The organism is Polaromonas sp., from assembly GCF_012927455.1.
Taxonomy (GTDB): domain Bacteria; phylum Pseudomonadota; class Gammaproteobacteria; order Burkholderiales; family Burkholderiaceae_C; genus Polaromonas.
This window is the reverse complement of sequence record NZ_JABBPE010000006.1, coordinates 24,881-46,595: the sequence shown is the minus strand read 5'-3', so window position 1 is coordinate 46,595 and position 21,715 is coordinate 24,881. Positions and strand designations below refer to the sequence as shown.

Genomic DNA, 21,715 nt, shown 5'->3' with positions numbered 1-21,715 from the left:
ACAAATGCTATGAATATAATAGCTGCTAGCGCCCGTGGTTATTAGTCTGTAGCCGGATTCTATTGAAATAGGCAGGCTGGACTGTGCAACAAAAAGCCCCGCTCGGCGGGGCTTTTTGTTGACGGTGGCGTCAATCCACGGTGCGGGACGACGCGCGCACTGCGGCTTATTTTTTCCCGTCAAAGGCCGCGTCTGCCGGGGGTTTGAGCGGGTCGTTCTCATCGACATTGGCCGGCGCCATGGGTTCGGGCTCGGTCCACCCGGGCATTGGTCCCGCACCCGAATCCTTGAGCAGGTCGGACTCCATCTGCAGGCGGATCTTGTCCATGTCGTAGACCTCGACCTTGTCCAGGCCACTGGAGACGATCCCCGGAAAAGTGATGATGATGCCCACCATGATGATCTGGATTAGCACGAAGGGCACCGCGCCCCAGTAGATCTGCATGGTCGTCACCGGCTGGATCAGCTTTTTGGTGAGCTTGTCGGTGTAAGGCATGGTGGGCGCGACGCTGCGCAAATAAAACAGCGCAAAGCCGAAGGGCGGGTGCATGAAGGAGGTCTGCATGTTCACGCCCAGCAGCACGCCGAACCAGATCAGGTCAATGCCGAGCTTTTGCGCCACCGGTGCCAGCAGCGGCACCACGATAAAGGACAGCTCGAAGAAGTCGAGGAAGAAGGCCAAAAAGAAGATCAGCAGATTGACCACAATCAGGAAGCCCACCTGGCCGCCTGGCAGGCTGGTCAACAGATGCTCCACCCAGCGCGGGCCATCCACTCCCTGAAACACCAGGCTGAAGATGGTCGAGCCAATCAAGATGAACATCACGAAGCACGACAGCTTGGTGGTGGTGTTGAGCGCTTGCTTGAGCAGTGAAAAGCTCAGACGGCCGCGCACCAGGGCCATGATCAAGGCGCCCAGTGCGCCCATGGCGCCACCCTCGGTCGGCGTTGCCACGCCCAGAAAAATGGTGCCTAGCACTAGAAAAATCAGCAGCAACGGCGGAATCAGTACGAAGGTCACGCGCTCGGCCATGCGCGACAGCAGGCCCAAACGGGTAACTTTGTTGATCACGGCAATCACGAAGGCCAGCGTCACACCCACGCAGAGCGACACGACGATGGTCTCGTCCTTGGGCACACTGGTGACCGGCTGTCCGGTCCACCAGGTATGGACGTCGGCAATGTGCTGGCCGAAGAAGATCGCGGCGCCTGCCGACACGAGGGTCAGCAGCAGCAGTGAAGGCGTGCCGCTGGAGCCGCTCGGCTCGCGGAAAGTGCGAGCCTCAAGCGGCAGCGCTGGCACCCATTTGGGTTTGAAGACGGCCAGCAAAATCACGTAGAGGGCATAAAAGCCTGTCAGCATGAAGCCCGGCAAAAACGCGCCCTTGTACATGTCGCCCACGCTTTTCCCAAGCTGGTCGGCCAGGATGATCAGCACCAGCGAAGGCGGAATGATTTGCGCCAGCGTGCCGGACGCCGCAATCACGCCCGCGGCAAGCCGGCGGTCGTAGCCATAGCGCAGCATGATGGGCAGCGAGATCAGGCCCATTGAGATCACCGAGGCGGCGACCACGCCGGTGGTAGCGGCCAGCAGGGCACCGACAAAGATCACAGCCAGTGCCAGACCGCCGCGCAGGGGCCCGAACAACTGGCCAATGGTGTCCAGCAGGTCCTCGGCCATGCCGCTGCGTTCCAGGATCAGGCCCATCAGGGTGAAGAAGGGAATTGCCAGCAGCGTGTCGTTCTGCATGATGCCGAACAGGCGCAGCGGAAGGGCTTGCATCAAGGCCTGAGGCAGCAAGCCCAGTTCAATGCCGATGAAGCCAAAGAACAGCCCGCAGGCGCCCAGGCTGAAGGCGACGGGAAAGCCCATCAGCAGGAACACGACAAGACCCGCGAACATGATCGGGGCGAAATTTTGAGCGATGAATTCCATGGGTTTTTACCGTTCAGCCCGCTTTGGCCTTGGATGCAGCCAGGCGGCGAATCGCCTCAGCCAGTTCTTCTTCAGCTGTTTTCTCCTCTCGTTTAAGGCTAGGGTCGTCAATCAGGCCGTTGAGAAAAGCAATGCGCTTGATCAGCTCCGACCAGCCCTGCAGCATCAGCAGCGTGAAACCGATGGGGATCATCGCGTACACCGGCCAGCGGATCAGGCCGCCCGCGTTGCTCGACGTTTCACCCGACTGCCAGCCCTGCAGGAAGAACGGAATGCCGTACCAGAGCACCACCAGGCAAATGGGCGTGAGAAAGAAGGAGAAGCCGATGATGTCGATCCATACTTGCCCTCGTTTGGACAGACGGCTTGAAATCACATCAATCCTCACGTGTTCATTGTTCAGTAGGGTGTAGCCTGCCGCGATCAGAAAGGAAGCGGCGAAAAAATACCACTGCACCTCCAGGTAGGCGTTGGAGCTCATGTTGAACACTTTACGGACCACCGCGTTGACACCGCTGATGACGGTAGAGGCCAGAATCAGCCAGATGACATATTTGCCAATCTGGGTGTTCAACCAGTCCACGGCGTTTGAAAATTTCAGTAGTGCACGCAATTTGTCTCTCCAGGCTAAAGAACGATGACGCGTAAAAAGTCATCCGGAGGACGTGAAAGAGTCATTCCGGATGAACGTTGGCGTGTGGCGAGATTGTATAAAAAATGGAAGTCCAGCGGCCGGCGAGGCGACGCTGTTGTCCAGCAAGCCGCGGCGAATCGCGCGGCGCTGGTCCGGTTTTTTTTCGTAAATTCAATAAACGCTGACGCCGCGCCCTGTGGTGACCTCTCCGATCACGGCGGCATCGGCAAAACCCTGCGCGTGGAAAATTGCCAGCACTTCGGCCGCACTGTCGGCACTGCAAGACACCAGCAGTCCACCCGAGGTTTGCGGGTCGCTCAGCAGTGCCTGGTCGACCTCGGCAAATGCAGCGGGCAAGCTGATCTCATGGCCGTAGCTGGCCCAGTTGCGCCCCGAGGCGCCGGTGATGCAGCCTTGCTGCGCCAGCGCGCGCGCACCCGCGACCAGCGGCGTGCGCGTCCAATCAAGCCTGATCTGCACGCCGGCGCCGCGCGCCAGTTCCAGCGTATGGCCGGCCAGGCCGAAGCCGGTGATGTCGGTCAGCGCATGCACACCTTCGAGTTGGGCCAGCGCAATGCCCGGCTTGTTGAGCTGCGTGGTCAGGGCGATCATGCGGGCATAGCCCTCAGTGCTCAGCACTTCCTTTTTTAACGCCGCCGACAGGATGCCGATGCCCAGCGGCTTGCCCAGCACCAGCACATCGCCCACTTTGGCGCCCGAGTTTTTCTTGACGCGCGAAGGATGCACCAGGCCCATCACCACCAGCCCGTAAATCGGTTCCACCGAATCAATGGTGTGGCCGCCCGCGATCGGAATGCCGGCGTCGCGGCACACGTCCTGGCCACCTTGCAAGATCGCGCCTATGGTCTCCAGCGGCAGCACGTTGATCGGCATGCCGACCAGCGCCAGCGCCATGATGGGCGTGCCGCCCATGGCGTAGACGTCGCTGATGGCGTTGCAGGCGGCGATGCGGCCAAAGTCATACGGGTCATCGACGATGGGCATGAAGAAATCCGTGGTGGCGATCAGCGCCTGTTCGTCATTGAGCTGGTAGACCGCCGCATCGTCAGCGGTTTCATTGCCCACCAGCAGCTGCGGCGGCAAATTGAAACCGGGCAGGTTGCTGGCCTTTTTGAGAATCTCGCTAAGCACGCCCGGCGCAATCTTGCAGCCACAGCCGCCGCCGTGCGACAGGCTGGTCAAGCGGGGCTGGAGCGTTGCGGATGTTTTCAGGGCGTCAGGGGCGTTCATGGGGAGTCTTTCAAGTGCAGTTCTACAAATCGTTAGCGTCGTCATTCCCGCGAAGGCGGGAATGACGGATTGATGCAAGCGCAGTTAAGGTTCTAAGGCAGTTTTGAACAAGTTTATGACAAGGCGTTGTTCTTCCCGGGGCTCAAACAGATACGCGCGCGCCTGGCACTGCCTTTGCAGCAGCGCCAGAAAATCCGCTTCGGCGGCGCAGCGCCGCAGCAGCGCCGCCAGCTGCGCAACGTCGCCCAGCGCAAAGTAGCCCGCATAGTCGGCCCCCAGCATGCCGATGTTGCCGCTGATGCGCGAGGCCAGCACCGGCGTGCCGGCCTGCACCGCCTCCAGAATGACGTGGGCGCCACCTTCCATCTGCGAGCAGTTGACCAGCACATGCGCGTGTTTGATGCGCTGGCGTGTGGCCGCGCGCGGCATGCCGCCCAGCCAGCGGTAGCGCGGCGTGCACTGCTCGGTGGCGCGCGCGGCCTGCGCGAAATGCGGCGCCAGCGCCTCGCCCACCTGTTCAAAATGAAGGCCCCTGGCAAGGTCATGGGCCGCCGCCCGCATAAAGGTCTGCGGGTCTTTTTCTTCGCGCAGATGGCCCACCATGATCGCGACAAAGCGGCGGCTGGATTTGCGTGCGGGTTTCAAGGCCGCTGCCGACTGGTAGATCACCCGCGCCTTGCTGCGCCAAGCCTCGGGCACTTCCGCCAGCCCGGCGTCTTGCAACACCACCAGCTGGGTCGCCAGCGCCAGCGATCGCTGCGCCTCAGCATCGCGCTGAATATCGCGGTACAGATCGGTGCCGGTCAACACCACGATGAGAGGTTTGTCGGGCCAGGTTTCGGCCCAGGCCTGGATCGATGCGGCCGAGCGGCGCGCGTGCAGCGCCAGCAGGGCCTGTGGCGCGCCATGGCGTGCTGCCTCAGCGGCCGGTGCAGGCCATTTTTTGAGCAGCACAATGTCACAATAACCAGACAAAAATTTTGCCCAGCGCTGCGCGGTTTGCCAGTTGCCGTTGTTGGCCTCTGCCAGCGCCGGGCTTACCAGGACAATTGTTTTGGCTTCAGATTCCATACCTGATTTATCGTCCGGCTTGCCCGGTTCGCCGTCAATGGCCAGCCCGGAGCTGATTGATTCTCCCCGCATGCGCAGTGCCGGCCGGGAGTTGCTGTCGCTCGCGCTGATCGACGCGCGCAATCATACGCTGCAGCTGTTTGGCCAGTACCAGAAGGCGCTGGAGGCGGTGAATTTCGCCGTGCCGCAGCTAGCGACGCTCAATCCCCCGCTGTGGGAGCTCGGCCATATTGGCTGGTTTCAGGAGCACTGGATCGGCCGCAACCTGCAGCGCGCGCTCGGCCCACGCTGCCAGCCCGGGCGCGCCAGGCTCGCCTCGATTGAGCCCGACGCCGACCGCTGGTGGGACTCCGACCATGTGCCGCACGCCACGCGCTGGACGCTGGACCTGCCCGACGTCGGCAGTTGCCGGGCCTATCTGCTTGACACGCTGGAAAGCACGCTGGAACTGCTTGAAAAAACTGGCGACAGTGACGACGCCCTGTACTTTTACCGCCTTTGCCTGTTTCACGAAGACATGCATGGCGAAGCCTTCAGCTACACCGCCCAGACCCTCGGCTTGCCGCTCGACCCGCCCCTGCAGGCCGCGTTTACACCGGCGCCGATGGCGCTGCGCGAGCCCCTCTTGATGCCTGCCACGGTCTGGCAAATGGGCAGCGCCGGTAGCGTTTTCGCTTTTGACAACGAAAGGACAGTGCATGCTATTGGCATTCCCGAGTTTGAAATTGACGCCCAGCCCGTGACGTGGGCGCAGTATGTCGAGTTTGTCGGCGATGGCGGCTACGATCGCGAAGAATTCTGGCAGCCAGAAGGCTGGCAGTGGCTGCAGGCCGCCGCAGCCAGCGAGGGCCGCAGAGGTCCGCGCTACGTCGACCAGATCGGCATCGCCAGCGGCGCCGTCATGCAGACCCGCTTTGGCCAGCCCAGGCGCATGGCGGGCAACCAGCCAGCGCTGCACATGACCTGGTGGGAAGCCGACGCCTGGTGCCGCTGGGCCGGGCGTCGCTTGCCGGCCGAAGTCGAGTGGGAAGCGGCCGCGCATCTGGCGGCGCACCGGGGCTTTCGCTGGGGTGATGTCTGGGAGTGGATGGGCACGACTTTTCGGCCCTACCCAGGTTTTGCAGCCGACCCGTACCTGGCCTATTCGCAGCCCTGGTTTGGCACGCACAAGGTGCTGCGAGGCGCCTCCTTTGCCACCCGCGCCCGCCTTAAACATCCGAAATACCGCAATTTCTACCTGCCTGAGCGCGACGACATTTTTTGCGGCTTCAGATCGTGTTCGCTATGAAAATAATAGCTGCTTACGCCCATGGGTAATGGGCTAGAGCACTATTTAATAGGTAAATTGAGTTATGGAAGGCGTCATGCGGCGTCTCCGCCAGGGGCTGCACCGAGCGAATCGAACACCAGCTTGCGGCAGTGAAAGCCTTCTGCCAAACCACTTGGCGAGCGGCATTCAAGTCCGCGCAGCCGCATCATGGCCAGCAGGTTGTCTGCCGTGAACCACGACTTGCCACGCTGCGAAGCGAAAGCCTTCACGATCACGCGGACCTTTCGCGCCGCGTCTGCGGCCGACACCGGTACGTACAGGTTGGGCGAGACCAGGTCACCGTCGTACTTGGGAATCTCATACTCCCAAATCATGTGCTCACGAAAAGTCTGCCAGGTGACCTGGCTCACCAGGCTGTGGTCCTGGTGGCGGTCCAGGCCGTGGTGGGTCAGGATCAGGTCCGGCTCGACCCGGGCCTTGACCGCTTCGAAGCGCTCCTTAACCTGCACCAGATGTCCCGGCAACATGCCGTCGGGGAAGTCGCAGACCAGCGTTTCGCCCCGGCAGGCCGGCTTCACGAAGGCCCGCGCGGCCACCAAGGCTTCGCTGCGGCGCGTCGGCACCGAGGTCAGAATCAGCCAGTGCACCCGGCAGTCGGGGTAGCGGCGTTGCAGAGCCAGCACCGTGCCCCCGCAACCGATCTCGATGTCGTCGCAATGCGCCCCGATGCACAGCACATCGAGGCGGCCTTTGTGTGCCTTGGCCAGGTTTAGAGATTGCACGCCGACCTCAGCGCTTCCAGACCATCCAGGGGCAGTCGCCCCGGGCTTCGAGTCGGTCAAAGGTGATTTTGTCCTTGAAGGTGTCCATGGCGCGCCAAAATCCGGCATGCCGGTACACGCCAAGCAATTGTTTGGCGATCAGGCGCTGAAATGGCTGCTCGACGAGTTCGTCGCCGGGCTCAATATAGTCAAAGATGTCCTGGCGCAGCACGAAGTAGCCGCCGTTGATCAGCAGTTCCTTGCTCGATAGGGCACTCATGCTCGTGGCGATGCCATCGGAATTCGCATCCACGCTATGAAAACTGTTCCAGCCGTTCACACCGGCAAAGGTTGCCGCGACCTGTTTGGCCTCAAAGTCGGCAACCATCCGATCTATCGGCACGTCGGACAACCCGTCAGCGTAGTTGGCCAGAAAGGCTGGCTCGTCTTGCACATACTTGCGTACCTTGAGGAGTCGCTCGCCGATGTTCGAATGCAGGCCTGTATCCACGAAGGTGATGCGCCAGTCGCTGATGTCGGTGGAGTGAAGTTCAATCCTCTTTCCGCCCTCCGACATCGTGAAGTCGTTGGACATCGTTTCCTTGTAGCTTAGAAAATAATCGCGGACGAGGTCGCCCCGGTAGCCCAGGCAAAGTACGAAATCCTTGTGACCATAATGCGCGTAATAGCGCATCAAATGCCAGATGATGGGCCTTGATCCAATGCTGACCAAAGGTTTGGGAATGGTATCGGAATGCTCACGAAGGCGCGTTCCGAGTCCGCCGCAGAACAGGACAACTTTCATAAAATGGGCTCCCTTTTGACGTAACCGGTGAACGACGATAGCCATCCCAAGCTGATCGACATTTCATCGTTATTTAATTTTTTATTTCTGACTGCCCCTGTAGCCAGGCAGTAGCAGAAACCAGTTGTTTTGTGGCAAACATGGTACCGCTTTTAGGTTGTCAAGGCTGTTGCGCTTGGACACTGGAAACAAAGGAGAAGGGACGTTTGCTAAATCGGACAGGCTTGAGGCGCGCTGAGACTTCGATGCGGCTTTGCAGCTTGGCGGCAGTTGCCGGCAGCCTTCGTATCCTGGTTTGTGTGCCAAATTGGCCCATAGCCCAATAAATACGAGCGCTGGTAGCTATTAATATGATAGCGTTGTGGTCTTTTTCAAATCATGGTGCCTTGGCTTGACGGTAGCGCCACCAAGGCAAGGCTGCGCGCAGCGACAGCACCTGGCCACTTTGCGCCAGTGCGCCGGTATAACCCGGCAGACTGTCCAGCGTGATCTGCCACTCGCGGCTTTGCAGCTCTCTCAGCAAAGCCTGCACCGGCGGCGTCAAGAGGTTCGACTTCAGGCAGACCAGGTGGTAGCGCTCCTGCGCCAGCGGCACGAAACCCAGGCCTTTCTCGCGCGCCGCCGCCTCAATGCCCAGGCCGGCATCGGCCGCGTTGCTGGCTACGGCCTGGGCTACCGCCGCGTGCGAGGGCTCCTGACTGGCGTAGCCTTGAATGTCCGCCGCCCGCAGGCCGGCTTCGGCCAGCAACTCGTCGAACAGCACCCGCGTGCCGGTGCCCTGGGCGCGGTTGACGTAGCGAAGTCCCGGCCGCTGCAAATCTGCCAGGCTGGCCAGACGCAGCGGATTGCCTTTGGCGACGATCAGGCCCTGCTGCCGGTGCGCAAAGCCGATCAATTTGTGCAGGCCGGGCTTGAGAAGGCGCCGGTAGGTGTGGGCGCTGACTGACTGGCTGCCGGGCTGATCCCGCGTATGAAACCCGGCGATTCGGCAGCGCCCGGCGTTCAGCGCCGCAATCGCATCGACGCTGCCCATGAAGCGGATGTCCAGTTGCAGGCCGTGCGGGCTGGCCTGATCGCGTAGCGCCGACAGCGCGGCATCGTGGCTGGCGTACAGCGTGAGCAAGTGGGCGTTCTCGTCAAAAGCCGTTGAAAAGGCGCGTTCAATATCACCGCGCAGGGCTTCGATCTGCGGCGCGAGCCGGGCCTGCGCCTGGCGCTCGGCCCACAACAGTTTTTCGGCAAACTCGGTCAGCAGCGCGCGCTGGCCCTTGTCCCAGACGATGAGTTCCCGGCCCAGCGTCTGCTCCCACTTTTTGAGTGCGCCCCAGACATGCCGGTAAGACAAGTTCAGTGCCTTGGTGGCTTTGGAGATGGAACCTTGTTCCTGCACCGCATGCAGCAGGTCCATCAGCGGATTGCGTATCAACGCGTCTTTGCCGCGCTGCGGCGTCAAGAGGTAAGAAAGTTCGATTTTGTGCATGGGGGGCGTGCAGGGTGCACTGATTATGAATGTCCGGGCTCGCGGCGCCGCCATCAGTCAGGGCTATGCAAAGTACTTCATAACGGAGATTACCGATGCGGGCGCCGGGCCTTGTACCCTACGATGCAGGCTCACCCCATCCTTTGCATGAACACTTTCTCAAGCAGCGCCGTCACGGCCTTTTCGCTCATCACCTCGTTTGACCCCATGCTGGCAGCCATCGTCGCCCGCTCGCTGGCCGTCAGCGCGCTGGCCTGCGTGATCGCCTGCAGCGCTGGCCTGCTGCTGGGCAGCTGGCTGGGTGTCGTGCGCTTCAGGGGGCGCGGCGTGGTGCTGGCGCTGCTCAATACCGCGCTGGCCCTGCCTTCGGTGGTGGTCGGGCTGGTGGTCTACCTGCTGCTGTCGCGCAGCGGGCCGCTGGGCTTTCTGGGCTGGCTGTTTTCCTTCAAGGCCATGGTGCTGGCCCAAAGCGTGCTGGTGCTGCCGGTGGTCATGGCGCTGGTGCGCCAGACCATTGAAGACGCCGAGCGCAGCCACGGCGAGCAGTTCCAGTCGCTGGGCGCGCGTCGCTTCATGCGCGGCCTGATCCTTTTGTGGGATGAGCGCTATGCCTTGCTGACGGTGCTGATCGCCGCCTTTGGCCGCGCCATTTCAGAAGTCGGCGCCGTGATGATTGTGGGCGGCAATATTGACGGCTTCACGCGCGTCATGACGACCTCGATTGCGCTGGAAACCAGCAAGGGTGACCTGCCGTTGGCCCTCGCCCTGGGCATCGTGCTGCTGGCCGTGGTGCTGCTGCTCAATACGGTGATTGCGCTGGTGCGGCGCTGGCGTGAACGGCTCGACGATCCTCTGCCGGAACTGCGGCCCGCGCTGGTCGCTGGCCTGCCAGCCGGCGCCGCAACGCGGGGGACGCAGCCATGACGATGCTTTTCAAGCTGCAGTCCGTGGCGGTGCGTTTTGGCCGCGTGCAGGCGCTCAGCGCTTGCACGCTCAAGGTCAATGCCGGTGAACGGCTGGCGCTGGTGGGTGCCAACGGCAGCGGCAAAAGCACCTTGCTGCGCACGCTGCACGGGCTGCTTCAACCGGTGGCGGGCAGCCTTCAGTACGATGCCAACGCACGCCAGGCCATGCTGTTTCAGCGCCCTTACATGCTGCGCGCCAGCGTGCTCAACAACGTCGCGCTGGGTCTGTGGCTGAACGGGGCGCGCTGGCATCTGGCGAAGGCGCAGGCGCTGCTGGCGCTGGAACGGGTCGGGCTGGCCGATTTGGCACGGCGCAATGCCAGGGCGCTCTCTAGCGGGCAACAGCAGCGCGTGGCGCTGGCGCGGGCCTGGGCGCTCAAGCCACAGGTCCTGCTGCTCGATGAACCAACGTCCAGCCTGGACCCGGCGGCCAAGCGCGAGGTCGAGCGCCTGATGGCCGAGTTCGCCCAGAGCGGCATGACGCTGATCTTCAGCAGCCACAACCTCGGTCAGGTCAAGCGCCTGGCCAGCCGCGTGATTTATCTGGAGCAGGGCCACCTGGTGGCTGATCTGCCCACCGAAGCTTTTTTTAACGGGCCTTTACCCGCGGCAGCGGAAACTTTCTTAAAAGGGGAACTTGGATGACCGGTTTACACATGATCTCGCGTACTTTGAAGTGTTTTAGGGCTGCAGCCATTATTCCACTTGCGCTAGTAGCTACTGTTTCGATAGCGCAAACGCCATCGATCGTGATGGCTTCGACCACTTCGACCGAGCAGTCCGGGCTTTTCCCGTATCTGCTGCCCGAGTTCAAGAAAGCCACGGGCATAGAGGTCAAGGTGGTGGCGGTTGGCACCGGCCAGGCCATTGACATGGGCCGGCGCGGCGACGCCGACGTGCTGTTTGTGCACGACCAGGTGGCCGAGGAAAAAGTCGTGGCCGAAGGCTTTGCCGTCAAGCGCTTTCCGGTCATGTACAACGACTTTGTGCTGATTGGCCCCGCCGCCGACCCGGCCAAAACCAAAGGCAAGGACATTGCCGAGGCACTGACGAAACTCAATGCGGGTAATGCCAGTTTTGTCTCGCGCGGCGACAAGAGCGGCACGCACGCGGCCGAGCTGCGCTACTGGAAAGCGGCGGGTGTGGAAACCCCCCAGTTTGCCAACTACAAAGCCTGCGGCTGCGGCATGGGCCCGGCCCTGAACATGGCCGCCAGCATCGGCGCCTATGTGCTGGCCGACCGCGGCACCTGGCTCAACTTCAAGAACCGCGCCGACCTGGCCGTGCTGGTTGAGGGCGACAGCAAGCTCTTTAACCAGTACGGCGTGATGCTGGTAAACGCCGCCAAACACCCGCAAGTCAAAACTGCCGAGGGCCAGCGATTTGTAGACTGGGTAACCTCACCCGCCGGGCAGGCCGTGATTGCGGGCTACAAGATCAACGGCGAGCAGCTGTTTTTCCCCAATGCCACAAAATAGGAATTTTTGCCGCGTGCCCCGACAGCCGCAGTGACGCGTATTTTTAACCCTATCGAATAGAGCACCATGAAACTTAACCTATTGACCGCCACCTTGCTGCTCAGCTGCAGCGCGCTTTATGCCCAAACCGTCGAAGTCAAAGACGCCTGGGTGCGCGCCACCGTGCCGGGGCAAATGGGCACCGGAGCCTTCATGAAGATCACCGCGCGCGAGGGCACGCGCTTGGTCGGTGTTTCGTCACCGGCGGCGGGCGTGGCTGAGTTGCACGAAATGAAAATGGAGGGCGACATCATGCGAATGCGCGCGCTGCCCATCCTCGATTTGCCAGCAGGCAAAACGGTGGAGCTGAAGGCCGGTGGCAACCACGTCATGATGATGGACCTGAAGCAGCCCCTGCCCAAGGGCAGCAGCGTGCCGATGACGCTGCGCTTCAAGGACGCCAAAGGCAAGGAAAGCAAAATTGAGCTGGTGGTGCCGGTGAACGCCGTTGCGCCGTCCGTTGACGCCGCCATGCACAAGCACTGAACCTAGAACCTGGCGCTATTTCTGCCGGCCCAGCCTGCGGTAAACAGTGGCGCGGCTGATACCCAGCGCGCGCGCGGCTTGCATCACGTTGCCGCGTGCCTCCGTGACAGCCTTGCGTATCAAGGCGGTCTCGACGTCTTTCAGGGGCAGCGGCGGCGCAGGTGGCGTCGCACCGCCCATCCTCTGCAGGCTTCCTTCAAGCAGCGGCAATGCGTGCAGTCGCAGGCCCGACCATAGCGGGACTTCGAGGGCTTGCTGATAACCCAGTGCGTCCCGCCGGCCCGCGTCAAAAAGCATTTCAAACGGGATGGCCAGCAGCTCGCTGCAATGAATAGCAGCCGGGCTCTTGCTGGTCTTGCCGCTTGTGCCGGTGAGCGCTGCCACCATCAGCCGCGCCACCGGGTTGGCACCGGTGACCCAACCGTCCGCATCCAGGCAGATCAGTCCATCCGTGTCTTCACCCAGGCAGCGGCTTGACCAGTTCAGCCGGAGCAGCAGCCTGTGCGGCTGGTTCAGCATCAGCGCGTTTTCAATACTGCGCGCCGACTGTTCGACGAGGTGTTTGAGTTCGGGCCGCTCCACCGCGTCCACGCCGGTCAGGTCCAGCATGCCCGCGCACTCGCCGTCCGGCCCGAACAGCGGCGCGCCGGCACAACTATAGGCCGTGTTGGCATTGAAAAAATGTTCGCCACGGTGCAGCCAGACTGACCGCAACTCGGTCAGCGCGGCGCCTATGGCGGTGGTCCCCACGCTTTGTTCGGACAAATCCACGCCAATGCGCGTGATGAGGTCGACACGCCGGTCGCGCCGGTCGATCTGGCCGTTGACATCGACGACCACACCGTGCGCGTTGGTCAGGATGGCAAAGTAGCGCGTGTTGGCAATGGCCTGCCCGAGCTTTTCAAGCACCGGGCGAGCGGCTTGCACCAGCCCGTGGTTGGCCTCTTCGGTGCGGCGCGGCGTTTGCGGCGCCAACATCTCGAATATGAGCTCTTGCTCAGGTTTTTTGCCGCGGGCCAGGCAGCGCTGCCAGGAGCGTTCGATCCAGCTTTCAAGCACAGGCGCTGTGCCGGCGACCTGCCCGACGCCATACAAAATGGCCTGGCGCGCGTGCCCAATCTGCGCCAGACGATCCCGCCCGCCCGCAATCACGGCGGGGTAAGCGGAGGCGGGGTCAAGCGGGGCGAGGGAGGCCATGGGGCATTGTGGCTATTTTCCTTGGTTTGTGCGCAAGCCGTGTTGGTTGACAGCTTTGCTCGGGCAAGATGCTGCCGCATCACTGCAGCCGAAGATTGGCAATAAAAAGTCTCGCTCGCCCAATACTAGTGGGCACGAGCAGCTATAAAAAACATAGCAGATTTGACCCCCACCACCGTCATGATCAGGGAACCCAGCACATGCAGCAGGGCCGTGACGATGGCTAGGCCGTAGCGTTCTTCCATCAGGTAAATCACGACCTCCGCCGAGAATGTGGAGAAGGTCGTGAGGCCGCCTAGAAATCCGGTGATCAGCAGCAGGCGCCAGACTGGATCCAGCTGGGGCATGGACTGAAAAATGGCGAGGCACACACCAACCAGGTAGCCGCCAATCAGGTTGGCGGCCAGTGTTCCCCAGGGGATCACGCCGCCGGGCGTCAGCCACAGAGCCAGACCCCAGCGGGACAGTGCGCCCACGGAGGCGCCGATACAGATTGCTAGAACAGGCAGCATGGCTTCATTTTGCCCGACAGCGAGGGTGCCGATGCCCGGAAAGAACCACGGCAGCAGCACCATGCCGCACATCAGCAGCAAGCAGGGCAGGGGACACGCGCGCTGGCAACGATTTCCTTGCGCCGTCAGCAACCGCTTTAACATTTCCTCTATTCTTCAGGAAACAGGTTCAAAGAAATGACGCAAGAAAACACATCAACCACAGGCAGTGGGCGCTGGCAGTTCTGGGTTGACCGCGGCGGGACGTTCACCGACGTGGTGGGCAAGCGTCCTGACGGAACGCTGGTCACGCACAAGCTGTTGTCGGAAAACCCCGAGCACTACAAAGATGCGGCGGTCGCCGGTATCCGCCACCTGCTGGGCCTGAAAGCCGGTGAGCCGATTCGCGCCGATGTGGTCGATTGCGTGAAGATGGGCACCACTGTGGCGACCAATGCGCTGCTCGAGCGCAAGGGCGAGCCCACGCTGCTGGTCACCACGCGCGGCTTTCGCGATGCGCTGCGCATCGCCTACCAAAATCGCCCGCGCCTGTTTGATCGCCACATCGTGCTGCCCGAGCTGCTCTACAGCGCCGTGGTGGAAGCCGACGAACGCGTAGGCGCGCAAGGCGAAGTGCTGCGGCTGCTGGATGAGGTGCTATTAAAAAAAGAGCTGCTTGCGCACTACCTGAAAGGCTTGCGAAGCGTTGCGATTGTTTTCATGCACGGCTACCGTTTCACCGATCACGAAAAATCCGCCAGCCGCATCGCAGCTGTTGCCGGCTTCACACAAATCAGCACATCGCACGAGACCAGCCCGATGATGAAGTTCGTCAGCCGGGGCGACACCACCGTGGTCGATGCCTATCTGTCACCCATCCTGCGCCGCTATGTCGAGCAGGTGGCCGGCGAGATGCCGGGCGTGAAACTGTTTTTCATGCAGTCCTCGGGCGGCTTGACCGATGCGCATGCTTTCCAGGGCAAGGACGCGATTTTGAGCGGACCGGCCGGCGGCATTGTCGGCATGGCGCGCACAGCAGCTATTGCCGGCATCGAAAAGGTGATCGGCTTTGACATGGGCGGCACCTCCACCGATGTGTCGCATTACGCCGGTGAATTCGAGCGCGAGTTTGAAACCCAGGTGGCCGGCGTGCGCATGCGCGCGCCCATGATGAGCATTCATACCGTGGCGGCGGGCGGCGGATCAATTCTGAAGTTTGATGGCGAGCGTTTTCGGGTCGGCCCCGAAAGCGCCGGCGCCAACCCCGGCCCGGCGAGCTACCGGCGCGGCGGCCCGCTGGCGGTGACCGACGCGAACCTGATGGTCGGCAAGGTGCAGCCGCGTTACTTTCCCAGCGTGTTTGGACCGGATGCCGACGAGGCTTTGAGCTTTGAAGCGGCGCGGTCAAAATTCGACGAGCTGGCGTTGCAGACCGGCCGCAGCACAGAACAAGTGGCCGAAGGCTTCATCCACATCGCGGTGCAGCAGATGGCCAATGCCATCAAGAAAATTTCGGTCGCGCGCGGCTACGACGTGACGCGTTACACGCTGCAGTGCTTTGGTGGCGCGGGCGGCCAGCACGCCTGTCTGGTGGCCGATGCGCTGGGTATGACGCGGGTCTTTGTGCATCCGCTGGCGGGGGTTTTGAGCGCCTACGGCATGGGCCTGGCCGACCAGAACGTGATTCGCGAGCAGGCGGTGGAGCGCACGCTCTCAAGCGCTGCATTGCCTGCAATAGCCGACACGCTCAAGGCCCTGGCCGCCACGGCAGAAGCCGAACTGCAGCGCCAGCAGCTCAGCAGCGGCGCCATCACCACGCATCAACGCGTGCATGTGCGCTACGAAGGCAGTGACGCGGCTTTGATCGTTACTTTTGGCACGCTGGACCAGATCGAAGCCGGCTTTGAAGCCGCCTACCGGCAGCGCTTTTCATTCCTCATGCAGGGCAAGGGCCTGGTCGTCGAAGCCGTGTCGGTCGAGGCCGTGGTGGCGGGCGATGCGCCGGCTGAGCCGCGCCACGCACTGCACGATGCGCGCGACATGGCCGATGTGCGCCGCGATACCGTTCGCATGTACTCTGGCGGCCAGTGGATTGATGCGGCACTGGTGGTACGCGAAGACCTGCGGCCCGGCGACATCATTGTCGGCCCGGCCATCATTGCCGAGAAGAATGCGACTACGGTGGTGGAGCCCGGCTGGGAGGCAAACTTGACAGCGCTGGACCATCTGGTGCTAAACCGGCGGGTGCCGCGTGCTATCAAATTTGCAGCAGGCACCACGGTGGACCCGGTGCTGCTTGAAGTGTTCAACAACCTTTTCATGAACATTGCCGAGCAGATGGGACTGCAGCTGCAAAACACCGCCTATTCGGTGAACATCAAGGAACGGCTGGACTTCAGCTGTGCGCTGTTTGACACCGAAGGCAACCTGATTGCCAACGCGCCGCACATGCCGGTGCATCTGGGTTCCATGGGTGAAAGCATTAAAACGGTGATTCGCGAGAATGCCGGAAAAATGCGGCCGGGCGATGTCTATGTGCTGAACGACCCCTACCACGGCGGCACGCATTTGCCCGACATCACCGTGATCACGCCGGTCTATCTGGGAACTGCAACGCAACCCACGTTTTACGTCGGCTCGCGCGGTCACCATGCCGACATCGGCGGCATCACGCCGGGCTCGATGCCGCCGTTTTCCACGCGGATTGAAGAAGAGGGCGTGCAGATCAACAACTTCTTGCTGGTTGACCGGGGTGCACTGCGCGAAACCGAGATGACGGCCTTGCTTGAAGGCGGCAATTGCCCGAGCCGCAATCCGCAGCAGAACATGGCCGATTTGAAGGCCCAAATTGCCGCCAATGAAAAAGGCGTGCAGGAACTGCGCAAGATGGTGGAGCAGTTCAGCCTGGACGTAGTGCTGGCCTATATGCGCCATGTTCAGGACAACGCCGAGGAGTCGGTGCGCCGCGTCATCACGCGGCTGAAAGATGGCCAGTTCACGCTGCCACTCGACAACGGCGCGCAGATCCAGGTAGCGATTCGCGTCGACACGCAAAACCGCAGCGCCGAGATCGACTTCACTGGCACATCAAAGCAGCAGAGCAACAATTTCAATGCGCCGACGGCGGTCTGCATGGCGGCGGTTCTGTACGTCTTTCGCACGCTGGTGGACGATGACATTCCGCTCAACGCCGGTTGCCTGAAACCGCTCAGGGTCATCATTCCGGCGGGTTCCATGCTTAATCCGAATCCGCCAGCCTCCGTGGTGGCGGGCAATGTGGAAACCTCGACCTGCATCACCAACGCGCTGTATGGCGCGCTCGGCGTGATGGCGGCCAGCCAGTGCACCATGAACAACTTCACCTTCGGCAATGCGCGGCATCAGTATTACGAAACCATTTCGGGTGGTTCCGGTGCCGGCGAGGGTTTCAATGGCACCAGCGTCGTGCAGACCCACATGACCAATTCGCGCCTGACCGATCCCGAGGTGCTGGAGTTCAGATTTCCGGTGCGGCTGGAGAGTTACGAGATTCGTCCCAACTCCGGCGGCGCCGGACGCTGGACGGGCGGCAACGGCGGCGTGCGCCGCGTCAGGTTTCTGGAAGTCATGACGGCCAGCATCCTGTCCAACGGCCGCAAGCACGGCGCTTTCGGCATGGCCGGTGGCGAGCCCGGTCAGGTCGGCCGCAATGTGGTGGTGCGGGTTGGCGGCGAGGTTGAAGCGCTGGACCACATCGGGCAGACCGAGATGCGGCCGGGCGACATTTTCGAGATTCACACGCCGGGTGGCGGTGGTTTCGGAAAAATCTGAGGCCGCAGCGTGGTGGCCGCTGCTTTTGCCGTGTTTTAGGAATAAAAATGGCCTATAGCCCATATAGGGCGGGCGTTAGAAGCTATCAATTCAGGAGTAATGCATGGCTTTGGCGTTTCTCGACAACTTCCGCTTGCTGGCCCGTTACAACCGCTGGATCAACCAGCGCCTGTACGACGCCTGCGAGGCCCTGAGCGATGAGGAACGCAAGCGCGAGCGCGGCGCATTTTTCGGCTCGATTCACCGCACGCTCAATCACCTGGTCGTCGCCGACCAGATCTGGCTGCGGCGCTTTGTACAGTGCGGATTGGACAACGGCGCGACGTTAGCCAGCCTGAGCGCGTCGGTACTGGATCTACCGGCGGGCAGCCGGCTCGACACCGTGTTGTTCGACGACTGGCCGGCGCTGCGCGTCAAGCGCGAGCAGTTAGATGCCGCCATAGAGGCCTGGGTGGCCGAGATGCCGGACGGCCACCTGCAGTTCACCATGCGTTATGGCAACAGCAAGGGGGTCCAGCGAGCGCACCCGTTGTGGCAGGCGATCTCGCATTTTTTCAACCACCAGACGCACCACCGCGCCCAAGTGACCACGCTGCTGACGCAGGCGGGCGTGGATATTGGCGTAACCGATTTGATTGCGCTGCTGTGAAGCGCTTGACGCGCTGTCATCTGCTATGTAATTGATAGCTGCTTGCTCGCGTACTTATTGGGCTAGAGGCCTGTTTTATTGGTATTCCGGCTTGCGCTGCGCCAACCCGTCCTGGCGGGGAATGGAACTGCTTTTCGGCTGTGAAGCCGGCCGGCAGTTGGGCCAGGTCGGCGGCCTCGTCGATGTCGTGCAGCTGTGGCCCCTGCCACACGCGCAGGCCAAGAGCCGCCATGCGGCGCAGCGTCTCGGCGGCCACGGCGGAGGTGCTCCACGGCATCTGCGTGAAAAGTTCGGGGCAGGGCGCCTTCAGCCCGATCAGCACATAGCCGCCGTCGGCCACGGGCAACAGCACCGCGTCATGCTGCGCCAGCTGTGCGGCCGCTTCGCTGAGGTGCGCGGCGGTCAATCCCGGGCAGTCGGCGCCTAGCAGCAGCAGCGGCTGGCGCTGCTCTGTGGTGACGCGCTGCACGGCTCTGGCCATGCGCTGACCCAGGTCGCCTTCGCCCTGCGCGCTGCGCGCTACCGCGTCGGGCAGCGCCATGCCTTGCCAGGCTGGATCATCGGGCGCCGGGCTCATGCACAGCTCGACCGGTCCGGCGCTGGCGGCCAAGGCTTGTTGAAGGGTGTGCTCGAGCATGCGACGCGCCAGCGCGGCGGCGCCCTCAGCGCCCAGCGCCGGGATCAGCCGGGTCTTGGCCAGGCCGGCTTGCGGCGCTTTGGCGAAGATCACGAGCCGGGGCTGGTCTTTGAGCTTCACCGGTACAACTCCGCCAGTTGATCCGGTGCGGCGCCGCGCCAATAGGCAAAGCGCAGCCGCCACATCAGCAGCAGGGTGCGCCACACGCCGCGGCTTTCCCAGCGCCGGCCTGAGGTGACTACCCGCGCGTGCAGGCAGACCGGGCGCGACAGCCGCAGCAATCGCTTTGACATTTCGATGTCTTCCATCAGCGCTTGCGCCGGGAAGCCGCCCACCGCGTCAAACGCCGCGCGCGTCATGAACATCGCCTGGTCGCCGGTGGCAATGCCAGTGCTGCGCGAGCGCAGATTCATGAAGGCGGCGATCACGCGCAGCAGCTTGGGCTGACCGGCAATGCGCACATCAAAACGGCCCCAGACCTGCGGCCCAGCGAGTGCTTGCCGGATCAGCTGGTCAGCATCGGGCGGCAGCAGTGTGTCGGCGTGCAGGAACAGCAGCACAGCGCCGCTGGCCTGCTGCGCGCCCGCGTTCATTTGAACGGCGCGCCCGCGCGCTGAGCTGACGACCGGCACAGCGCAGGCCTGCGCGCGCGCCAGCGTGTCATCGCTGCTGCCGCCATTGGCCACGACGACTTGTGCACCGCGCGCCAGCAGCGGCGCCAGCGCCTGCAAGGCAGCAGCGATGCCGGCCGCCTCGTTCAGCACCGGCATGATGATGGACAGGCGAGCGGGCGTCATGGTGCGTTCAATGTTCCAGCGCCCCGCCGCAGCTGCTGCCTTGCCCGGCCGTACAGCCATAGCAGTGGCCGGCCACGCGGATGGCCTGACCCTCAAGGTCGATTTTCAGCAGATCGCGCAGATGCCGGCGAACGCCCGAGCGGCCCAACGGCAGGCCGAGCTGCTGGTTGAAGTCGCAGTCGGACAGCCAGCCCTGCCAGTCGACGCTGACCATGTTGCGGCACATCACGCCGGCCAGATTGTTGGGATGAAAGCTGCCCTGCAGCAACTGCATGTAGTCGTCAAACTGGCCCTTGGAAACCAGCGTGGAGCCGAAGCGCTGGATCGGCATGTTGGTCAGTGCAAACAGCTCGTTGAAGACGATGCCAAAGTGCGCCAGCAACTCGCGCTTGTAATCGGCCTGTAGCGTTTGCTGGTTCGGCGGCAACGAGGCGCCCTGCGGGTTGTAGACCAGGTCCAGCACCAGGCCAGAACCGGCCTGGCCGTAGCCGAGGGCATTGAGCTGCTGCAGTGCGGCGATGCTCTTGTCAAACACGCCCTCGCCGCGCTGCCTGTCGACGTTGACTGCCGAGTAGCAGGGCATGGACGCGACGACATCGACCTGCTGCGCCGCCAAAAACTGCGCCAGACCGTCTTGTCCGGGCTCAAACAAAATGGTCAGGTTACAGCGGTCGATCACGCGCACGCCCTGCGCCCGCGCCGCACGCACCAGGGCGCGAAAGCCCTCATGCAGCTCGGGCGCGCCGCCCGTCAGGTCCAGCGTGGCGATGTCGCGCGCGGCCAGCACCTGCGGAATTAGCGCCAGCGTGGCCTCGTCCATCATCTCGGTGCGGTTCGGGCCGGCGTTGACGTGGCAGTGCAGACAGCTCTGGTTGCATTTGTAGCCCAGGTTGACTTGCAAGGTCTGCAGGCGCATGCGATGAAGTTCTGGAAAGCTGATTTTTTTCAGCAGGGCAAGGGTGTCGTGCATGTGTGGATAGGTCGTTATGCGTCGCGAAAGTTCAGTTCAAAAATTCAGTAAAGAAGAGCGGCCAGACGCGCGTGCACCTCGGGTGCCATGGCTTCAGGCTGGGTCACCAGCGCATTTTTCAGCGCGCTGTGCGCCTCGCTTGCCGGCTGCTCGCTACCCAGCAGGCGGATCGCCTCGGCCACCACCTGCTGTGCGCGGTCGGCGTTTTTGAACAGGTTGGCCAGTGCCAGGTTGGCCGTCACATGCGCCTCGCGCGGGTGCCAGCAGTCGTAGTCGGTCACCATCGCCAGCGTGGTGTAAGCCATTTGCGCCTCGCGTGCCAGTTTGGCTTCGGGCATGTTGGTCATGCCAATCACGCCGGCGCCCATGGCGCGGTACCAGTTGGATTCGGCGATGCTGGAAAACTGCGGGCCATCTATGCACACATAAGTGCCGCCCTGGTGCAGCGTCACGCCGTGATCTGAAGTTTCTGCAGCCAGCACATTGCGTACCGCGCGCCCCAGCACTTCGGCCGCCGCCGCGCACACCGGCTGCGCCATCGACACATGGGCGACGGCGCCGCGCCCAAAAAAAGTGCTGTCGCGGCCTTTGGTCAGGTCAATGAATTGGTCGGGCAGCACCATGTCCAACGGCTTGAAGTCTTCGCGCAGCGAGCCCACCGCCGACACCGACAGCAGGTAACGCACGCCCAGCTGCTTCATGGCGTAAATGTTGGCACGGTAGGGCACCTCGGACGGCAGCAGGCGGTGGCCGCGCGCATGCCGCGCCAAAAAGGCCACGGCCACACCGTGCACGCGCCCGGTCACAAGCACATCCGACGGTGCGCCGAAGGGCGTGCTGATCTGCTGCTCGCGCGCGTCCTGCAGCGCATCCATCTGGTAAAGGCCGCTGCCTCCCATCACACCCACAAGTGCCTGCGTCATGCCTGTTGTTTCCTTGGTCAAAATGAAGGGGCGAATAGGGGCGAATGGCCCGAAAGCCGGTCAAG

The 21,715-nt window shown here is 62.4% G+C and carries 20 protein-coding genes; 7 read left to right on the top strand and 13 right to left on the bottom strand.

Going from position 1 to position 21,715, the window contains the following annotated elements:
• Window positions 1-166 precede the first annotated feature (166 nt).
• The 4 genes from HHJ18_RS07885 to senB form a co-directional block, all read right to left on the bottom strand.
• Window positions 167-1,936: a TRAP transporter large permease subunit gene (locus HHJ18_RS07885; RefSeq protein ID WP_296913633.1), complete on the bottom strand. Its 1,770-nt coding sequence runs from the start codon at window positions 1,934-1,936 to the stop codon at window positions 167-169.
• Window positions 1,937-1,949: 13 nt separating this feature from the next.
• Window positions 1,950-2,549 carry a TRAP transporter small permease subunit gene (locus tag HHJ18_RS07880; RefSeq protein WP_296913632.1) on the bottom strand — a complete coding sequence of 200 codons (600 nt, stop codon included), beginning with the start codon at window positions 2,547-2,549 and terminating at the stop codon, window positions 1,950-1,952.
• Window positions 2,550-2,741: 192 nt separating this feature from the next.
• Entirely contained in the window at window positions 2,742-3,821 is a 1,080-nt protein-coding gene (selD, locus tag HHJ18_RS07875; protein WP_296913630.1) for a selenide, water dikinase SelD, read from the bottom strand.
• A gap of 84 nt (window positions 3,822-3,905) precedes the next feature.
• A complete protein-coding gene (senB, locus tag HHJ18_RS07870; RefSeq protein ID WP_296913825.1) occupies window positions 3,906-4,892 on the bottom strand; it encodes a selenoneine biosynthesis selenosugar synthase SenB in 987 nt (328 codons plus the stop codon).
• A gap of 70 nt (window positions 4,893-4,962) precedes the next feature.
• Between senB and senA the strand changes: the two genes are divergently transcribed.
• Window positions 4,963-6,180, top strand: a complete 1,218-nt coding sequence (gene senA, locus HHJ18_RS07865) for a selenoneine synthase SenA (protein ID WP_296913628.1) — start codon at window positions 4,963-4,965, stop codon at window positions 6,178-6,180.
• Between the two features lie 74 nt (window positions 6,181-6,254).
• On the opposite strand, the gene HHJ18_RS07860 is transcribed toward senA, so the two are convergent.
• From HHJ18_RS07860 to HHJ18_RS07850, 3 genes are all read right to left on the bottom strand, one after another.
• The gene (locus HHJ18_RS07860; RefSeq protein WP_296913626.1) at window positions 6,255-6,944 is read right to left on the bottom strand and encodes a PIG-L deacetylase family protein; all 690 of its coding nucleotides are present in this window, start codon (window positions 6,942-6,944) and stop codon (window positions 6,255-6,257) included.
• Window positions 6,945-6,951: 7 nt separating this feature from the next.
• Window positions 6,952-7,728: a sugar phosphate nucleotidyltransferase gene (locus tag HHJ18_RS07855; protein ID WP_296913623.1), complete on the bottom strand. Its 777-nt coding sequence runs from the start codon at window positions 7,726-7,728 to the stop codon at window positions 6,952-6,954.
• A 376-nt stretch (window positions 7,729-8,104) separates the two neighbouring features.
• Window positions 8,105-9,208: a substrate-binding domain-containing protein gene (locus HHJ18_RS07850; RefSeq protein ID WP_296913621.1), complete on the bottom strand. Its 1,104-nt coding sequence runs from the start codon at window positions 9,206-9,208 to the stop codon at window positions 8,105-8,107.
• A 147-nt stretch (window positions 9,209-9,355) separates the two neighbouring features.
• Between HHJ18_RS07850 and HHJ18_RS07845 the strand changes: the two genes are divergently transcribed.
• The 4 genes from HHJ18_RS07845 (at window position 9,356) to HHJ18_RS07830 (ending at window position 12,176) form a co-directional block, all read left to right on the top strand.
• Complete coding sequence (locus tag HHJ18_RS07845) at window positions 9,356-10,132, top strand: ABC transporter permease (RefSeq protein ID WP_296913616.1); 777 nt, start codon at window positions 9,356-9,358, stop codon at window positions 10,130-10,132.
• Complete coding sequence (locus HHJ18_RS07840) at window positions 10,129-10,818, top strand: phosphate ABC transporter ATP-binding protein (RefSeq protein WP_296913613.1); 690 nt, start codon at window positions 10,129-10,131, stop codon at window positions 10,816-10,818. Before HHJ18_RS07845 ends, HHJ18_RS07840 begins: the two co-directional genes overlap by 4 nt.
• An 11-nt stretch (window positions 10,819-10,829) precedes the next feature.
• Window positions 10,830-11,651, top strand: coding sequence for an extracellular solute-binding protein (locus HHJ18_RS07835; RefSeq protein ID WP_296913821.1), 822 nt, complete (start codon window positions 10,830-10,832; stop codon window positions 11,649-11,651).
• A gap of 66 nt (window positions 11,652-11,717) precedes the next feature.
• Window positions 11,718-12,176: a copper chaperone PCu(A)C gene (locus HHJ18_RS07830; protein ID WP_296913611.1), complete on the top strand. Its 459-nt coding sequence runs from the start codon at window positions 11,718-11,720 to the stop codon at window positions 12,174-12,176.
• Window positions 12,177-12,191: 15 nt separating this feature from the next.
• Here HHJ18_RS07830 and HHJ18_RS07825 read toward each other — a convergent pair whose 3' ends face one another.
• Window positions 12,192-13,373 (bottom strand): helix-turn-helix domain-containing protein, encoded by a 1,182-nt coding sequence (locus HHJ18_RS07825; protein WP_296913609.1) that lies wholly within the window; start codon window positions 13,371-13,373, stop codon window positions 12,192-12,194.
• A 125-nt stretch (window positions 13,374-13,498) separates the two neighbouring features.
• Window positions 13,499-13,885: a fluoride efflux transporter CrcB gene (gene crcB, locus HHJ18_RS07820; RefSeq protein ID WP_296913818.1), complete on the bottom strand. Its 387-nt coding sequence runs from the start codon at window positions 13,883-13,885 to the stop codon at window positions 13,499-13,501.
• Between the two features lie 177 nt (window positions 13,886-14,062).
• Between crcB and HHJ18_RS07815 the strand changes: the two genes are divergently transcribed.
• Together HHJ18_RS07815 and HHJ18_RS07810 are read left to right on the top strand one after the other, a co-directional pair.
• Window positions 14,063-17,674: a hydantoinase B/oxoprolinase family protein gene (locus HHJ18_RS07815; protein ID WP_296913607.1), complete on the top strand. Its 3,612-nt coding sequence runs from the start codon at window positions 14,063-14,065 to the stop codon at window positions 17,672-17,674.
• Window positions 17,675-17,777: 103 nt separating this feature from the next.
• On the top strand, window positions 17,778-18,323 hold the full coding sequence (locus tag HHJ18_RS07810) for a DinB family protein (protein ID WP_296913605.1): 546 nt from the start codon (window positions 17,778-17,780) through the stop codon (window positions 18,321-18,323).
• A gap of 16 nt (window positions 18,324-18,339) precedes the next feature.
• On the opposite strand, the gene HHJ18_RS07805 is transcribed toward HHJ18_RS07810, so the two are convergent.
• Genes HHJ18_RS07805 through mtnP form a run of 4 tightly spaced genes read right to left on the bottom strand, consistent with a single transcriptional unit; the run spans window position 18,340 to window position 21,650 of the window.
• Window positions 18,340-19,080: a TIGR04282 family arsenosugar biosynthesis glycosyltransferase gene (locus HHJ18_RS07805; RefSeq protein ID WP_296913603.1), complete on the bottom strand. Its 741-nt coding sequence runs from the start codon at window positions 19,078-19,080 to the stop codon at window positions 18,340-18,342.
• A complete protein-coding gene (locus tag HHJ18_RS07800) occupies window positions 19,077-19,757 on the bottom strand; it encodes a TIGR04283 family arsenosugar biosynthesis glycosyltransferase (protein ID WP_296913600.1) in 681 nt (226 codons plus the stop codon). Before HHJ18_RS07800 ends, HHJ18_RS07805 begins: the two co-directional genes overlap by 4 nt.
• Before the next feature lie 7 nt (window positions 19,758-19,764).
• Window positions 19,765-20,727 carry an arsenosugar biosynthesis radical SAM (seleno)protein ArsS gene (gene arsS, locus HHJ18_RS07795; RefSeq protein ID WP_296913597.1) on the bottom strand — a complete coding sequence of 321 codons (963 nt, stop codon included), beginning with the start codon at window positions 20,725-20,727 and terminating at the stop codon, window positions 19,765-19,767.
• Window positions 20,728-20,771: 44 nt separating this feature from the next.
• Window positions 20,772-21,650: an S-methyl-5'-thioadenosine phosphorylase gene (mtnP, locus tag HHJ18_RS07790; protein WP_296913595.1), complete on the bottom strand. Its 879-nt coding sequence runs from the start codon at window positions 21,648-21,650 to the stop codon at window positions 20,772-20,774.
• Window positions 21,651-21,715 lie beyond the last annotated feature (65 nt).

Excerpts from the sequence above, each read along its gene's own strand:
- HHJ18_RS07885 (WP_296913633.1), bottom strand. The coding sequence starts at position 1,936 with ATGGAATTCATCGCTCAAAATTTCGCCCCGATCATGTTCGCGGGTCTT.
- selD (WP_296913630.1), bottom strand. The coding sequence starts at position 3,821 with ATGAACGCCCCTGACGCCCTGAAAACATCCGCAACGCTCCAGCCCCGC.
- senB (WP_296913825.1), bottom strand. The coding sequence starts at position 4,892 with ATGGAATCTGAAGCCAAAACAATTGTCCTGGTAAGCCCGGCGCTGGCA.
- senA (WP_296913628.1), top strand. The coding sequence starts at position 4,963 with ATGCGCAGTGCCGGCCGGGAGTTGCTGTCGCTCGCGCTGATCGACGCG.
- HHJ18_RS07855 (WP_296913623.1), bottom strand. The coding sequence starts at position 7,728 with ATGAAAGTTGTCCTGTTCTGCGGCGGACTCGGAACGCGCCTTCGTGAG.
- HHJ18_RS07850 (WP_296913621.1), bottom strand. The coding sequence starts at position 9,208 with ATGCACAAAATCGAACTTTCTTACCTCTTGACGCCGCAGCGCGGCAAA.
- HHJ18_RS07845 (WP_296913616.1), top strand. The coding sequence starts at position 9,356 with ATGAACACTTTCTCAAGCAGCGCCGTCACGGCCTTTTCGCTCATCACC.
- HHJ18_RS07840 (WP_296913613.1), top strand. The coding sequence starts at position 10,129 with ATGACGATGCTTTTCAAGCTGCAGTCCGTGGCGGTGCGTTTTGGCCGC.
- HHJ18_RS07835 (WP_296913821.1), top strand. The coding sequence starts at position 10,830 with ATGATCTCGCGTACTTTGAAGTGTTTTAGGGCTGCAGCCATTATTCCA.
- HHJ18_RS07830 (WP_296913611.1), top strand. The coding sequence starts at position 11,718 with ATGAAACTTAACCTATTGACCGCCACCTTGCTGCTCAGCTGCAGCGCG.
- HHJ18_RS07825 (WP_296913609.1), bottom strand. The coding sequence starts at position 13,373 with ATGGCCTCCCTCGCCCCGCTTGACCCCGCCTCCGCTTACCCCGCCGTG.
- crcB (WP_296913818.1), bottom strand. The coding sequence starts at position 13,885 with ATGCTGCCTGTTCTAGCAATCTGTATCGGCGCCTCCGTGGGCGCACTG.
- HHJ18_RS07815 (WP_296913607.1), top strand. The coding sequence starts at position 14,063 with ATGACGCAAGAAAACACATCAACCACAGGCAGTGGGCGCTGGCAGTTC.
- HHJ18_RS07810 (WP_296913605.1), top strand. The coding sequence starts at position 17,778 with ATGGCTTTGGCGTTTCTCGACAACTTCCGCTTGCTGGCCCGTTACAAC.
- HHJ18_RS07800 (WP_296913600.1), bottom strand. The coding sequence starts at position 19,757 with ATGACGCCCGCTCGCCTGTCCATCATCATGCCGGTGCTGAACGAGGCG.
- arsS (WP_296913597.1), bottom strand. The coding sequence starts at position 20,727 with ATGCACGACACCCTTGCCCTGCTGAAAAAAATCAGCTTTCCAGAACTT.
- mtnP (WP_296913595.1), bottom strand. The coding sequence starts at position 21,650 with ATGACGCAGGCACTTGTGGGTGTGATGGGAGGCAGCGGCCTTTACCAG.